Source organism: Alteromonas sp. S167 (assembly GCF_036864375.1).
In the GTDB taxonomy this organism is placed as follows: Bacteria; Pseudomonadota; Gammaproteobacteria; order Enterobacterales; family Alteromonadaceae; genus Alteromonas.
The window spans coordinates 107,903-123,351 of record NZ_JAZETR010000009.1 but is presented as its reverse complement, the minus strand read 5'-3'; the positions used below and the strand labels follow the sequence as shown (position 1 = coordinate 123,351).

11 protein-coding genes and 2 tRNA genes are annotated in these 15,449 nt (G+C 44.7%); 3 read left to right on the top strand and 10 right to left on the bottom strand.

The features are described 5' to 3' along the window. Positions 1–78: 78 nt before the first annotated feature. The 10 genes from ilvN to orn form a co-directional block, all read right to left on the bottom strand. A complete protein-coding gene (gene ilvN / locus V7R35_RS14425) occupies positions 79–576 on the bottom strand; it encodes an acetolactate synthase small subunit (RefSeq protein ID WP_334015612.1) in 498 nt (165 codons plus the stop codon). Continuing rightward, complete coding sequence (locus V7R35_RS14420; protein WP_334015610.1) at positions 576–2,294, bottom strand: acetolactate synthase 3 large subunit; 1,719 nt, start codon at positions 2,292–2,294, stop codon at positions 576–578. Before V7R35_RS14420 ends, ilvN begins: the two co-directional genes overlap by 1 nt. A 233-nt stretch (positions 2,295–2,527) precedes the next feature. Then, entirely contained in the window at positions 2,528–2,905 is a 378-nt protein-coding gene (gene maoP / locus V7R35_RS14415) for a DUF413 domain-containing protein (protein WP_334015609.1), read from the bottom strand. A 280-nt stretch (positions 2,906–3,185) separates the two neighbouring features. Next, a complete protein-coding gene (locus V7R35_RS14410) occupies positions 3,186–3,653 on the bottom strand; it encodes a hotdog fold domain-containing protein (RefSeq protein WP_334015608.1) in 468 nt (155 codons plus the stop codon). 260 nt (positions 3,654–3,913) lie between these two features. Further along, on the bottom strand, positions 3,914–5,908 hold the full coding sequence (locus tag V7R35_RS14405; RefSeq protein ID WP_334015607.1) for an alpha-amylase: 1,995 nt from the start codon (positions 5,906–5,908) through the stop codon (positions 3,914–3,916). Between the two features lie 108 nt (positions 5,909–6,016). Beyond that, positions 6,017–7,594 carry a tetratricopeptide repeat-containing sulfotransferase family protein gene (locus V7R35_RS14400; protein WP_334015606.1) on the bottom strand — a complete coding sequence of 526 codons (1,578 nt, stop codon included), beginning with the start codon at positions 7,592–7,594 and terminating at the stop codon, positions 6,017–6,019. A gap of 200 nt (positions 7,595–7,794) precedes the next feature. After that, positions 7,795–10,266 (bottom strand): TonB-dependent receptor, encoded by a 2,472-nt coding sequence (locus V7R35_RS14395; protein WP_334015605.1) that lies wholly within the window; start codon positions 10,264–10,266, stop codon positions 7,795–7,797. A gap of 1,020 nt (positions 10,267–11,286) precedes the next feature. Continuing rightward, positions 11,287–11,362: transfer RNA gene (locus V7R35_RS14390), tRNA-Gly, on the bottom strand. 161 nt (positions 11,363–11,523) lie between these two features. Beyond that, positions 11,524–11,599, bottom strand: a tRNA-Gly gene (locus tag V7R35_RS14385). A gap of 101 nt (positions 11,600–11,700) precedes the next feature. Then, positions 11,701–12,246, bottom strand: coding sequence for an oligoribonuclease (gene orn / locus V7R35_RS14380; protein ID WP_334015603.1), 546 nt, complete (start codon positions 12,244–12,246; stop codon positions 11,701–11,703). 86 nt (positions 12,247–12,332) lie between these two features. On the opposite strand from orn, the gene rsgA reads away from it, so the two are divergent. From rsgA to V7R35_RS14365, 3 genes are all read left to right on the top strand, one after another. Next, positions 12,333–13,376, top strand: a complete 1,044-nt coding sequence (gene rsgA, locus V7R35_RS14375) for a small ribosomal subunit biogenesis GTPase RsgA (protein ID WP_334015602.1) — start codon at positions 12,333–12,335, stop codon at positions 13,374–13,376. 271 nt (positions 13,377–13,647) lie between these two features. Beyond that, the gene (asd, locus tag V7R35_RS14370; RefSeq protein ID WP_334015601.1) at positions 13,648–14,565 is read left to right on the top strand and encodes an archaetidylserine decarboxylase; all 918 of its coding nucleotides are present in this window, start codon (positions 13,648–13,650) and stop codon (positions 14,563–14,565) included. A gap of 3 nt (positions 14,566–14,568) precedes the next feature. After that, positions 14,569–15,447 carry a DMT family transporter gene (locus tag V7R35_RS14365; protein ID WP_334015600.1) on the top strand — a complete coding sequence of 293 codons (879 nt, stop codon included), beginning with the start codon at positions 14,569–14,571 and terminating at the stop codon, positions 15,445–15,447. Positions 15,448–15,449: the final 2 nt, after the last annotated feature.

The following is a 15,449-nucleotide window of genomic DNA, read 5'->3' as shown; positions in this document are numbered from 1 at the left end:
AAAGGGTCACAGAATTAAAAAAGGGCGCGTTGCGCCCTTTTTTATTAACTTGAATGCGCCTTTTAACGCCTAAGACTATTAAGGTCGCAGCGCTCTATCACCTCGAGCAAGTCCGCACACACCGGTGCGCGATGACTCAATAATTTCCGCACATTGCCCCATGGTGCTGGCAAAGGCGTCAAGCTTATCGGTAGTGCCCGTAATCTCAATGGTGTAGTTATTCACGTTCACATCAACAATACGTGCGCGGAAGATATCAGCATTACGCTTTACTTCAGAGCGCACCGACTCGGTGCGCGTAGCCACTTTGATAAGCATAAGCTCGCGCTCGATATGTGCACCTTCGCTTAAATCTACCACTTTAAGCACGTCAATGAGCTTATTAACTTGTTTGGTAATTTGCTCGATAACTTTGTCATCGCCATGCGTGATGATAGTAAGACGAGATAAGCTTTCGTCATCTGTAGGTGCTACGCAAAGCGAGTCCACGTTGTAACCACGCTGAGAAAATACACCTACAATTCTTGAAAGTGCGCCGGGGGCGTTTTCCATTAATACAGAAATAATACGTTTCATCAGGTTCGCTCCGTCTTGCTTAAGCGCATGTCATCCATTGCGCCGTACTTAATTTGCATAGGATATACGTGTTCGTTTTGGTCTACTGCGATGTCCATGAACACCAAGCGATCTGTGTAACTAAAACATTTCTCCATTGCGGCATCTAATTCGTCGAGTTTATCTACCTTAATGCCCACGTGACCGTACGCTTCAGCCAGCTTCACAAAATCTGGCATTGAGTCCATATAAGAGTGCGAATGACGGCCTTTATAAATCATGTCTTGCCATTGGCGAACCATGCCCAATGCACGGTTGTTTAGCGAGATAATTTTTATTGGCAGGTTGTACTGCAGGCAGGTAGACAGCTCTTGAATATTCATTTGAATACTGCCGTCACCCGTTACCACTACCGACGTTGAATTTGGGTGCGCAAACTGCACGCCCATTGCGGCAGGCAAACCGAAGCCCATGGTGCCTAGACCACCAGAGTTAATCCACTGGCGAGGCTTATCGTAAGGGTAATACAATGCAGCAAACATTTGGTGCTGACCTACGTCAGAGCTTACGTAGGCCTTACCATCGGTATGCTTGTAAAGCGCTTCGATAACCCGCTGAGGCTTAATAACCTCTTCACCTTGGTTGTAGTTTAAGCACTTGCGCGTACGCCATGTTTCTATTTGCTGCCACCAGTCGCTTAGCTTGTCTTTTTGACCCGACAAGTCTTTCTTTTCTACCTGACCTAAAATTTGGTCGAGCACTTTATCAACCGAGCCAACCACAGGAATGTGTGCGTTAACGGTCTTAGAAATAGACGCTGGGTCGATATCAACATGAATAATATCGGCATGTGGGCAGAACTTGTCTACATTGTTGGTTACGCGGTCGTCAAAGCGAGCACCTAGTGCAATAATGCAGTCGGCATTATGCATAGTTTTATTCGCTTCAAGGGTACCGTGCATACCCAGCATACCTATAAATTGCTTATGAGTACCCGGCATTGCGCCTAAGCCCATTAGGGTGCAGGTTACTGGCGCGTTAAGCGTTTCCGCTAGCTGAATAACTTTTTCAGATGCATCACAGGCTACTGCACCACCACCTACATAAAGTACAGGGCGTTCCGCTTTAAGAAGCGATTCAACCGCTTTCTTAACCTGCTTTGGGTGGCCCTTTTCTGTAGGGTTGTAAGAGCGCATGGTTACATCGCTTGGGAACACATACGGATGCTCTTCTGCTACGTTTACGATGTCTTTCGGTAAATCAACCACTACCGGGCCAGGTCGGCCGGTATTGGCAATGTAATACGCTTTCGCAATCGCTTCAGGAATATCAACCGCACGCTTAACTAAGAAACTGTGTTTAACGATAGGACGCGAACAACCTACCATATCGGTTTCTTGGAACGCATCTTCACCGATGTGCATTGACGGTACCTGACCTGACAGTACCACCATTGGGATAGAGTCCATGTAAGCAGTGGCAATACCCGTAATAGTATTGGTTGCACCCGGACCTGATGTGACGAGCACTGTGCCGGTTTTGCCAGTTGAACGTGCATAACCATCCGCCATATGTGCGGCTGCCTGTTCATGACGCACGAGGACGTGTTTGACATCATCTTGCGCAAATAACGCATCATAAATGTCTAGTACGGCACCACCTGGGTAACCGAACAAGTGTGTCACTCCTACATCTTTTAGCGCTTCAACCACCATGGCTGCGCCCGACATCATTTTCACAGTGCTATCTCCTGTAATGGGTTGGGGTGTTTGTCAGCGTACGTTGACGATGCCCCGACTATATCTAAGGTAATAGGAAGATAAAACACCAAATCGCGCAAAAGTGAGATATATATCCCAATATTCGCAATAATTAGGATAAATCTTTCGATTAAGATATGTATTTTACATTTATTAGGATAGGAATTTACACCAAGTTAACATAATAAGGCAGTAACTTGGTGTAGGTAGGCTTAGTCATCGAGATCGATGTCGAGGTCACTGTTATCGCTTATATCGTCATCATCGTCAACCTCTTCCGCAGCACCACGCTTCGAACCATAAATACTGGCAGTTTTAGGGCGATTGATACGTGCTTGATACTTTAACCACGCTTTTTCTTGGGGCGTTGACGGTTCGCGATGCCCTAACGCCGACTCTAAGTACTGTTGCTCTTCATCGTTTTCTGGCGTTATCTTTCCGTCGACCAACGCCGCGAAAAGGCTGCCGTGAGCCTGCAATAGCTTACTTTCGTTTATTGAGAAATCGCCAGAACGTGCAAAGCCATAGGGATAATGCTTTTTATCAGCAAACGGCTTTCTAGTAACTTGCTCTTTGGTGATCACTGACATCTTAACCTCTTCCACAACACAAAATGTTTGTAATACAAGCAAGATTAATTGATGGCTAAAGCGGTAAAAGACGAACGTTGCTTTAGAAATAACCCACAACAAACCTTGGTGAAATAGACTTCCGATATAGCGTGCTTATCGCTGTACACGTTATTCTTAGTTGGGTTTTTAAAGGCTGTCAAAGAATTAAGTGAAGGTAGTAAAAACTTAACAAAATAATCATTATTGAAAGGTATAAAAAAGGCCGCGAAGCGGCCATTTTTGAATATAGACTTTCTATTTAAGATTTGCGTTTTTCGCTTACCCATACGGTAATAGTACCGTCGACAACTACCGTACCTTCAGCATTGTACGCTTTTACCGAAATTGGCAGATCGCCAGGTTTCCATGCATCTTCAGGCACTTCGGCCACGCAGCGAATATCTGAATCAGCTTTTGCAGGATATTTCACTTCCATGCCTTTAGGGATCCAGCGCAAATTTTTTGGAATAGACGCCTCACACATAAAGCCCATTGCCATTTCCAAACCGTTACAAATAGCGATAACGTGAACCGTACCAATATGGTTTTGCACTGCTTTGCGTTTGTTAATAAGCACTTCGCAGTAGTTGGGTTTAATGTCAGTAATAAGTGGTGAAACCGTTGAAAAGTAGGGTGCTCTTCGCGCCGAGTACCAGCTAAATAGCTTTTGCCCAAACGGCAGTTTCATAAATTTATTGTAGGTGTTTAATACATAGTTCTTTGACATAGTGTCCACGCTGACTTTTCGAAGTCTTACAAAAATTTGCTTAAGCACCCTGATGTATAACGTGATTAATAACGTTGAAGTAAAAAGGCGCCGCCCAATCTGGTTAGACCAGTTGCATACCTATAAACATAATCGTTGTTTAACACAGTTGCAACAAATGAATGGAGTAAACGAAAAAAGCAGCACTAAGTGCTGCTTTTACATTCGTGTTGCTATGTTGGCGCTGCGCTCACGTACTAAGCACACTAAAATAAGAACACTTAGAAGTTTTGAACGGTATGCGCGCTGTTGCCAAACACAAAGCGGTTTACTTTGCCACACTGCGCAAAGTGATTACCCGATGAATACGGTGTATTTGCTTGGTTCACATCTGCTTCCCAGCCTTGGCCATTTTTAACAAACGCTTTTAATTCAAACCAACCGTTTACCGTTTTACTGCAATCCATCTCTACGTCTAGCATCCACTGATGCGGGCCCCACACATTTAATGGCTCAAGCCCAAAGCCGTCTGCAGCGACTGTTTTTGTTGCGCCCCACTGTGCTGGCCAGTTATTGGTTGTCCAATCCATTGCGCTACCCTCTGCATCAGTACTTTGTGCAGACTCAACGCCATACCAGTCAAGGAAGTTATCGCCCTGCTTCCATGGTGCTGTTGTGGCGTTGCGTAAGTTATTGTGTCTTACAGGAATGGCACATTCGTAATTGCTAGCAGTACATGTTTTACCAAACACTGATGCTGCATAGCCGTGATCGATACCACCGCGAACAAACATATCTTGTCCACTTTGCGTCTCTGCCTCAATAAAGATGACGGTTCGCTGCCAATCTGCATCTGTGTTATCCGTAGCATTCACACGGCTTTCGTGATGAATAGCCATCGCATCCCAAGGCGCTAAATCTACATTCACCGACCCATCGGCATTTACCGTAACGCTCTCACCTGAACACGAACTACCATCTGCACTTAGCTTTCCCTTTAACACGTTGCAATAAGTACCTGGCTGCATGCTTGAGGTGAGTGACGTGTATAACACACTGTCTTCTTTATTGATGGCAACAAAACCTCTATCACCTCGGCCAAATGCTATTTGGTTATTGCCATTAGACCACCAGTTAGTAAGTGAAAAATTCGATGCTGTTGCGTTTCTAAATGCCATGGCACCAGCAATGTATGACCAACGATGTTCACACTTCCAGTTAGTGCCAAAACATTCCAACGTACCGTTATTGTGCACCGGTACACTTGGGCCGCCTCTTTCCGTATCGCCGCCAAAATCAAAGCTCGACATCACCTTCGGATAGCCGTAGGGATAAGCCAACATAAACACGTTTGCTAGGTCGTAAAGTCTGCCGTCTTCAAAGGTAATAACATTACCGCCACCACCGTGCCCGCGCTGATTATCGTGGTTATCTACAAATACCACAGCTTGCGAGCTAGGCATAAAGCCCCAGCCTTCGCCGAAGTTGCTTAGCCACGCTAATCTACCGTTTCTAAAGGTATTGCCAATTTCAACGCTGTACTTAAATTCGGTAACCAGTCCATTGCCAAAATACTCGTTGGCACCAACAGCTTCACCGCCTTGATCAATCACCTCTTGGAAAACCAATGGCGAATTGTTTAAACGATTTACAATGCTGTTAATATCGCCGCTAGGCATATGTTTACTGGCATCAAAACGAAATCCCGCAACGCCTAGACCAATAAGGTCGTTAAGATAATTTACTATGGTGTCTTGTACGTAGCTGCTATCGGTGTCTAAATCGGCTAAGCCTACTAGCTCACAATGCTGTACTTCATAACGGTTGTTGTAGCTGCTAATAGCGCAAGTTGGATGAAAATCATTAGGTGAATAAATGGGGTATTGTTTTGCACCGAAGGTGTTACCCGCTGTGCCATTACCACTGCCCGCAGCCATATGATTAATTACGGCATCAACATAAATATCAACGCCAGCGGCTTTACAGCGCTGTACCATATCGGCGAATTGCGCTCGGTTACCACCACGGCTGGTCAGCTCATAGCTTACGGGTTGGTAGCGTGCCCACCAGTTAGACACGGTAATATGCTCGTTGGGTGGCGACACCTGAACGGCTGCGTAGCCTTCAGGGCCTAGGAATGTTTCACATTCGGTGGCGATGTCTTGCCAATTCCATTCAAATAAATGAACAAAAGTGGTTGGTGCGGCGTTAGCATTGGCATTCATCATAAGCGATGACGCAAGCGCAACAGCTGCGGTAATTGATGATGGTTTCATCTGCGTTTCCCTGTTTATTATGTGAACAGGAAGTAAGGCAGATGTTTAATTCTTGTTAAAGGTGCATACGTATGTAATGCCGAATGAATACGTATGCATTGAGTTAAACTAACCGATAATTGCTTTTAGTGGATGAAGCTGTGATTCGTATCGTCTCCATCGCCCAATCGACTTTGTGTTAATGGGTTCGCGCACTTGAACCTTACTTGCGGTAGATACAGGTAGTGTATTGTCTTGTACTTGAAGACATTGTGCTTCCCAAGATAAACCGCAGAACGCGAGCATTGATTTAACTTCTTGCCCAGGGTTTTCTGCTAAACGTTCATACGACTGTACATGAATTGACTCAGGATAAGCTTCTGCAAAAAGATTTATCCACTCATTAAACCCTAAATAAAGTTGGCCTATTACTTCTAAATCATAGGCATATGCATAGTACGGACTGTGAATTGAAAATAGCTGTCGAAAGTTACCCACGCAGGTGTCCATAGCATTACGCTGTAAGCATACAATTTTTGCGTTAGGTAATGCCCGTCGAATTAAATCAATGTAGAAGAAGTTAAAAGGCAGTTTATCCACTAAGTGTTTGTGCCCTTGCCGCAAAAATGCTGTTCGTTTTAAGTAACGTTCGCCTATGGCGCTTAAGTTACTGCGGTAGGCTTTTTCAATAGTCGGCTTGTCGAGTACTAGCTGACTGTCAGTACCTGCAATTTGTTTTACCGCTACACCGAAATCTTGGAGTTCGCCGCCCGATGCCACTGTAGAGTGGTGACTTAGAATACGCTCAACCAATGTGGTGCCACTTCGCGGCATGCCTACAACAAAGATAGGCGCATCATTTGTTTGTGAACTCTTCGGTGTTTGAATGTGTAAATTGCGTTTAAGCGTTTCAAAAATTGACTGGTAGTCTTTTAATGCAGCAACGCTACGCTGGTGATGCGGCGCCTTAGCATGCTGAAGCGACTTAAAAGCGCGTTCATAATCACCCAGCAAATCATATTCTTTCGCAAGTGCATGACCAATATGAAGGCGGCCTTCTGGGTTATTTTCCACCTTTTCAGCAAGTGCAGTAAGCTGTTGTAGTCGCTCCTTCGATAATGTGCTTTCATCGCCATCGTGTTTATCGGCATCTGAAGTGCCTAAATCAGACAGGGCAAAATGGGCTTGATGAAAGTCAGGCGCAATACTTATGGCCTTTTCAAAATGAGCGCGAGCTAACTTAAACTTTCCTGCAAATTTACAGCTGACCGCATAGTTGTAATTGTACTGAGGGTTATTAGGTGAAAGCGCTAATGCTTTTTCAAAGTAGGCTTTTGCATTGTCATGTAAGCCCACACGAGAAAGCGAGACACCTACGGTATCAAGATCTAATGCTCTAGTTAGAGAATCGACAGGTGCCATTTGTACGCAATCTAGCGCTTGTTGCATGTCGCCTTTAAGGGCATAGCCCTTTGCCATATAGGCAAAAGTAATTGGCCTTTTCTCAACATCATTAGACGTTTCAAACAACGTAATGGCTTTGTCTATTTGCCCAATTTCAATGTGTATGATGCCAAGCAAAAAATAAGCATGTGCATGAGGCCCAAACTGTTGGATAACCTGAACACAGTATTGGTGAGCTTGCTTGTAGTCACGCTTAGCAAGGCATTCAACCGCCTTGTTTAAACGCGTATCGTTTGAATTCATTGTAGAGCCGCTTTTGTATTCAATGGGTAATATTGTAGAAACTTTCTTCGGTAGTGCTGTAGCGACAAAAAAGGCGCTTATACATACTGCATAAGCGCCTTTTATTATTGCGCGTATCTTTTATTTCTACGTGTACGATGTCGTAAAACACCATACTATCACAAGTAATATGTAGCCTTTAGCCTAAGCTAAATACTCGATTACATGCCGAACTGATACTTAAACATCAAGCCAATTGTGCGTGGCGTTAGCACGTAATGGCCATAGTTACGCTGTAGCTCAATACCGTTAGGCTGCAGTTCGTCATTAAACTGACCTAACCCAATATCGCCCACATTACGGCGAGTTGATGTAAAGGCATACTTGTCGAACAAGTTGTCTATATACAAGGTTACCGACCAATCTTCATCAGAAATCGTGGCATTTAAGTTACTTACTGCATAACCCGGCAGCGCTTCACCGTCTTGACGAAGGCCAACAGTTGTAAATACATCGCTTTGCGCTGTAATACCGTAGTTTACGTCTAACATTTTATCGCCAAACACTTCTTGGCTGTATGTAATACCAAACGATAGCTGGTGCTCAGCTGTACCTGGAAGGCGATCACCCTCTTTACCGTCGTAGAAGTCTTGAAGAGCAGTGCCCTGCTCGTCAAACACACCAAACAAGAATGGCGCGTCAGCCGTTAACTCTGCTTTCGTGTAAGCATAGGTAGCATAAGTAGTGATATTGTCGCCAATAATTGCGCGCATCGAGAACTCAGCACCTTTCGACTCAGCACCTTCTGCATTTACGGTAATTGGCTGCTGACCATTCACCGTAGCACCTGCCACCTGTGGGTCTTGCCAATCAACATAGAATAGCGCGGTATTAAGCTGAAGCTTGTTTCTGAAGAAACTTGTCTTAACACCAAGCTCATAGTTTTGCGTAGTATCAGCTTCAAAAAGCTGCTCGTTATCTAGCGCACAAACAATCTGGTTATTCAGCTCGTCGATATTATCAGGGCACGCAGCCACGCTGTTAGCGCCACCAATTCTAAAGCCTTCGCTCACCGTTAGGTATGCCATTGTGCTATCGGTAAACTGATAACTGGTGTTAAATTTAAACAGTGTTCCGCTGTCGTCAGCCTGCGTTTCACCGTAATCAAGCACGATAGAGTCTGATGCACGACCTTCAAATACAGTGAAATAAAGTGGTAAATCTACGGCAGAACGAGAATATACATCGTATTCATACGCTCGAAGACCTAATGTAACGTCCCACTTGTCGGTGATGTCGTAAGTAAGTTCACCGAAAAGCGCTTTTTCAGTGACTTCAGACTCGTCAACCGAGAAGTACTCAAGTGCATCAGGACGGTAGTTTCCGTCAACGCCCCACACATCAATGGCGTAAATGTCGAAGTTCGGCGTAAACTCTTTACTGCTGCCTTCGCTATCTAGGTCGTAATAGAAACCGCCGATAATCCACGATAGTGGACCATCGTTTTGAGAAACTAAGCGTAATTCTTGAGTGAATATCTCGCGGTCAGTAAGCTCTTCTGTATAAGCAGAGAATGCTGGAAACTCTTCGTAGCTGTAATCAAGACGAATTAGCAAGTCGGTTTGGTCACGTTGACCATCAGCTTCAAAACTAGACACACCAGTGGCAGATACTAGCTCAGCAAAACCTAAATCGGCCTTCATTTCTAAGCTGAGTAATTCGTCTTTTTTATCTCTTGGCTCTTCATAACGGTAAGCAGATTCGTACTTACCTATGATGTCGCTTAATGGGTTTTCTTCTGCAAGCGAGTCGAAATGTGTTATTGAACGACCTTCAACTTCTTGCTTCTGATAAAAATACGTCAGCGTACTGTCGAACCAGTCGTTAGGCGCCCAGCGCACTGCAATGCGACCGGTTAATGTGTCTTCACCATTGTTATCTTCAACGCGGCGCAGATTGTTATTAACGTCTTCCTCGTTTGACCAATCTGGATCTGGCAACGATACACCGGTTTGACGCACTACGTAGTTGTAGTCTAGAAAACCTGGGTTATTGAAGTAGTTTAATGAAGCACGAACACCTAGCTCACCGTCAATAATAGGCGCATTAAAGACAACGCTTCCTTCACCACCTAATGAGTCACTTTCGTTGATGCTAAACACGTCGCCAGTAACTTCACCTGACATAAATTCAAGGTCAACGCTCTTAGGAATGTAACGAATTGCACCACCTAATGTACCGGCACCGTATAAGGTACCCTGCGGACCAATAAGCACTTCTACGCGGTCTACATCAACCAAGCGCATGTTTAGAAATAGTGGAATGTCACCAAAATAGGTGGCTACAGTGCCGCCATTAGAACCTGGGCCAGACGAGTTGGTATTCAAGCCGCGAACGATGATTGGAGAGTCGTTACGGCCGCCCTGATCGGTAACAGTAAGACCCGGTACCCAACGTGCTACTGCATCTAGGTCTTCTATGTTTTGTTGCTGAAGTACGTCAGACGTTAATGCTGAGATATTAATAGGCACTTCTTGCAGCGTGCCGCTTCTACGTGTAGCGGTTACTTCTACTTTTTCAATTTGTTTTTCGTCAACTGCAGTAGTTTGTGCGTAAGCGCTTTGCCCTGTGCATGCTGCTAAAACAGCACCCGCAACGGCAGAAAAATGAAAAGGCGTACTTTTCTTAAACATTCGTATTCTCTCTAAGTCTTTGCTGTTTTTTTCAAAACACAACGAACACATTGTCATACCGGAGAATCCGACATTTCGTTGTATTTCAAAAACATGAGGTTTTTAACCGGCGCTTTTTTAGTCGCTTTTTATTTTTGCTTTTATCGACCGTACTTTTTCAATTTGGATTGAGCAGAAAGCATGCCGGAATTGGCGCGCATTCTAATACAAACCACATCAAAAACCAGATAAAAAAGGATATTTATTCAAAAAAAGTGCAATTATTATCAATCGTAAGAAAGATAATACGTTGCACTTTAGTGGCGCCATTACATTGCACCACATTGAACACCATTATTTAAAGGCTTGAATATTGACAAACACCGAATAGAAATAAATTCAGCTACATCGAAAGCACCAAGTTAGTGCGCAAAATAATGAATACTTACCCAAAAAGTATTCATTCAACTGAATAAATGCAAAAAAATAAAGGCATGGCACAAACAATATTAACGTGCATAAGACCACACTTGGTCGCAGGCAAAGCAAGGAGTTAAATGGATACAACTATCTTAGTTTTGGTTTTTGATGGCGCATGAAAATTTGAAGCGAGAAACGAGTTTCGCTAACTGGCCGACACTCGGTCGCGGGCCCTTCAAGGGGTCGCATAGATATACCAGATGATGTTACTTGAGAAAACATTGTGTAAGAATTTGGAGCGGGAAACGAGATTCGCTAACTGGCCGACATTCGGTCGCGGGCCCTTCAAGGGGCGCATAGACACAACTGTATTGTGTTTTAGTCTTCGTGATTTTTGAAAATTTGGAGCGGGAAACGAGATTCGTATCTGGCCGACACTCGGTCGCGGGCCCTTCAAGGGGTCGCATAGATATACCAGATGATGTTACTTGAGAAAACATTTTGTAAGAATTTGGAGCGGGAAACGAGATTCGCTAACTGGCCGACATTCGGTCGCGGGCCCTTCAAGGGGCGCATAGACACAACTGTATTGTGTTTTAGTCTTCGTGATTTTTGAAAATTTGGAGCGGGAAACGAGATTCGAACTCGCGACCCCGACCTTGGCAAGGTCGTGCTCTACCAACTGAGCTATTCCCGCATAGAGTCGATGCTGTGCATCTTTTTGAAACTTACCGAGGGTAAGTGAATTTGGAGCGGGAAACGAGATTTGCCAACTGGCCGACACTCGGTCGCAGGCCCACTAGGGGTCGCACTTTTCACGCCCACTGAAAGTAGCAATTACTATCAGCTTTTTAAATTTGGAGCGGGAAACGAGATTCGAACTCGCGACCCCGACCTTGGCAAGGTCGTGCTCTACCAACTGAGCTATTCCCGCAACAAAAGAGGTACTTCGTTTGAAGTGGTGCGCATTTTACAAAAATTTTGGGGTAACGCAACCTTTAATTCCACTTTTTTTACCCTTAGTAGTTTGAATGCCTAAATCGTAAACACTTTCTCACGATAGTAGCGCATTTCCTCTATAGACTCGCGAATATCGTCTAGCGCCAAATGCACGCCTTTCTTTTCAAAACCATCTAATACTTCTGGCTTCCAGCGGCGCGTTAGCTCTTTTATTGTGCTTACATCTACATTGCGATAATGGAAATAGGCTTCAAGCTCTGGCATGTATTTCACCATAAAGCGCCTGTCTTGCCCTATTGTGTTCCCGCAAAGTGGCGATTTACCAGCATCAACCCATTGCTCTAAAAAAGCAATGGTTTGCTTGGATGCTTCTTCAACCGTTATTTTGCTGTCTCGACAACGCTGGGTTAAACCACTCTCACCGTGTACTCGCGTACACCATTCATCCATGTTATCCAAAATTTCATCGCTTTGATGTACAGCAATAACAGGCCCTTCAGCCAGAATATTTAACTGCGCATCTGTCACTATGGTAGCAATTTCCATTACCACACACGTTTCAGGATCTAACCCTGTCATTTCCATATCTATCCAAACAAGGTTACTGTCGTGTTTACTCATTACGTTCCTCTTTGCGCTACAGACATGGCAACCATGCCCTACAAACGGTATTATTGACATAGTATACGTGAAACTAGAAAAGAATCGTGGCGAAAAAACCAAAACTTACACAACGACAGAAAAGACAAGTTGCAGCGAACCGAAGCAAGCGTTTGCAAGAAAAGCATGCGGGTAAAGGCAAAACTAAGCTCGACGAAAGCACACTTGAGAGCGGCACAGTGATAGGTCGCTTCGGTAAGCACGCCGATGTTGAAGACGCTATGGGCAACGTGTCTCGATGCCATATTCGCCGTACAGTCGACTCTGTGGTATGTGGAGACAAAGTTTTTTTCAGTAAAGGTGATGACGCTGAAACCGGTGTTAGTGGCGTAATTGAAATAGTTAAAGACAGGCACTCCGTGCTTACCCGCCCCGATTATTACGACGGTATTAAACCCATAGCCGCGAATATAGACCGCATTATTGTGGTAAGCGCCATTTTACCCTCGCTGTCGCTAAACATTATCGACCGCTATTTAGTTGCTTGTGAAGATATTGGCATTACGCCATTAATTGTGCTGAACAAAGTAGAATTATTAAGTGACGACGAGTGCAGCGCGGTAAAAGAGCAACTTGTGACTTACGAAAAGCTGGGATACGAAGTGCTGTTTACCAGTTGTAAAACCGGTGAAGGCATAGCTGAACTTAACGACTACCTAAACGACAATATTAGCGTATTTGTAGGTCAGTCGGGCGTTGGTAAGTCTAGCCTTATCAATCAGGTACTGCCTGATGCCGATGAATTAACCGGTGAAATTTCTGACAACTCAGGCTTGGGCCAGCACACCACTACTGCAGCAAAACTGCTGCACCTTCCTGCTGGCGGCGATCTTATCGACTCTCCTGGAGTGCGAGAATTTGGTCTTTGGCATATTCCAACAGAACGTATTACGTGGGGTTTTATTGAGTTTCGCGACTACCTTGGTGGTTGCAAATTCAGAGACTGCAAACACCTTAACGATCCAGGCTGTATTCTTAGAGAAGCGGTTGAAGAAGGCAAAATTAGCAAAGAGCGATTTGAAAGCTATCACCGCATTTTAACTACCATGGACGAGCAGCGCCCAAGCCACAGCTTGCCTCCGGGGGCTTAACGCGAAGCGTCGCGTGCTTATTCCCAGATGAAACTTCTCATAATGTTAAAGTTGACCGCGGTCCTTTAACATCATGTACAATAACAACCATCTGTTTATGCAATTGTCTATCAACGTGAAATTATAAAGCATTTATATTCACGTGCTTATGTTTAAGCGCTTTTATGATGAGCTCTTGAAGCAATAAAGACGAGCGTTGCAGAAGATATATCGGGTGATGAATGTGGATGTTCTACGTAAATCATGCCCGCCCAAATAATGGAGATACTCAGTGTTAGACTGGCTTAAAGTTAATTTACAGTATGTTACCCCTAAGCACTTGCTTTCACGCGCCGTGGGCCTGCTTGCTGCAGCGGAAATGGGAAGCGTAACAACGTTTTTCATAAAAGCATTTATAAAGCAGTACAACGTGGATATGACCGAGGCACTGTATGAAGACCCGGCTCACTATCGCAGCTTTAATGCCTTTTTTACCCGCCCTTTAAAGCCAGAAGCACGCACAATTAATAATGATGAAAACGTGCTAATTCATGCAGTAGACGGCACGGTAAGCCAGTTCGGCGATATAAACAGCGACAGTATTTTTCAAGCGAAAGGCCACGACTTTAGCCTTACTACGCTACTTGGCGGAAAACCCGAGATAGCTGCACCTTACAAAAACGGTAAGTTCGCTACTATCTATTTAGCACCGCGTGACTACCACCGCATTCACATGCCTGTTGAAGGTACGCTTACTGACATGATTTACGTGCCAGGTGAGCTGTTCTCGGTAAACCCATTAACTGCACAAAATATCCCCGGCCTATTTGCGCGCAACGAACGTGTGGTTACGCTTTTCGACACGCCAGTTGGCAAAATGGCCATGGTGCTTGTTGGCGCCACTATTGTTGCCAGCATAGAAACCGTTTGGGCAGGCACAGTAACACCGCCAGCAGGAAAGAACGTTCAGCATTGGTCTTATGAGAAAGACAGTGAAGCTGCGGTTAAACTGGCTAAAGGCGACGAGCTTGGACGCTTTAAGCTTGGCTCTACCATTGTGGTGTGCTTTGAAAAAGACATGATTAACTTTGATGACTTGGCGCCTGGCATGGTGACACGTTTAGGTGAACCCATGGCTAGTCGTGTTAATGAAGTAGAGGATGCTTCTTCTGCTGAGGGCTCTTCACTCGCTGAGGGCTCTGACAGCTAACTTATGGATGCTGTCAAAAAAAGCCTAATATCGCTGCACCTAACGGTTATTCTACTTGGTGGCACGGCCCTTTTCTCAAGGTTAGTGCCGCTAAGCGCTAGCGATATTACGCTTGTGCGCTCGGTTTTTGCTTTTATAGCTCTGTTTGCTTTCTTAAAGCTGGCAAAACAAAAAATTACCCTTAATTCGAAAAAAGACTACGGCGTTGCGCTAGGCCTCGGCGTACTAATGGCATTGCATTGGGTAACCTATTTTGCTGCTATGCAGTATGCTGGCGTGTCAGTAGGTATGATTGCCTTGTTTACCTTTCCGGTGATCACGGTGCTCATTGAACCGTTTTTCGAAAAAGTACGACTGGTTTGGCAAGACGTTGTATCGACGCTCACAGTAATTGCGGGTGTGTATCTTATCGTGCCCGAAACGTCACTTGAAAACGACGTTACTCTTGGTGTGCTTATTGGCATCGCCTCGGCAATACTGTACTCGTTTAGAAACCTTATTCACCGTAAGCACTTTAAACATTACAGCGGTGCCCAGGCAATGGCGTGGCAAACGCTGGTAATCGCTATTTTGTTAATGCCATTTGGCAGCGCAAGTATCGCTCAAGCTTCCAACAGTACATGGTTATTATTACTGTTACTTGGTACTGTGTTTACCGCCTTACCTCACGCACTCATTGCTGCAAGCCTTCGCCATTTACGAGCAAAAACCTTTTCACTTATTGCATGCATGCAGCCGCTTTATGGTGTTTTTCTTGCGGTACTGCTTCTTGATGAAAAGCCAACGTGGGTTACGCTTTTAGGAGGTATACTTATTACTTCTGCCTCTGTGTATGAAACGCTGAATACCCACAAGCTCCACAATAACGATACGTCTAACTAGGA

Bases quoted from the DNA above. Each gene is read 5' to 3' on its own strand.
- V7R35_RS14365 (WP_334015600.1), top strand. From the start codon at position 14,569: ATGGATGCTGTCAAAAAAAGCCTAATATCGCTGCACCTAACGGTTATT.
- V7R35_RS14395 (WP_334015605.1), bottom strand. From the start codon at position 10,266: ATGTTTAAGAAAAGTACGCCTTTTCATTTTTCTGCCGTTGCGGGTGCT.
- ilvN (WP_334015612.1), bottom strand. From the start codon at position 576: ATGAAACGTATTATTTCTGTATTAATGGAAAACGCCCCCGGCGCACTT.
- V7R35_RS14405 (WP_334015607.1), bottom strand. From the start codon at position 5,908: ATGAAACCATCATCAATTACCGCAGCTGTTGCGCTTGCGTCATCGCTT.
- maoP (WP_334015609.1), bottom strand. From the start codon at position 2,905: ATGTCAGTGATCACCAAAGAGCAAGTTACTAGAAAGCCGTTTGCTGAT.
- V7R35_RS14410 (WP_334015608.1), bottom strand. From the start codon at position 3,653: ATGTCAAAGAACTATGTATTAAACACCTACAATAAATTTATGAAACTG.
- V7R35_RS14400 (WP_334015606.1), bottom strand. From the start codon at position 7,594: ATGAATTCAAACGATACGCGTTTAAACAAGGCGGTTGAATGCCTTGCT.
- orn (WP_334015603.1), bottom strand. From the start codon at position 12,246: ATGAGTAAACACGACAGTAACCTTGTTTGGATAGATATGGAAATGACA.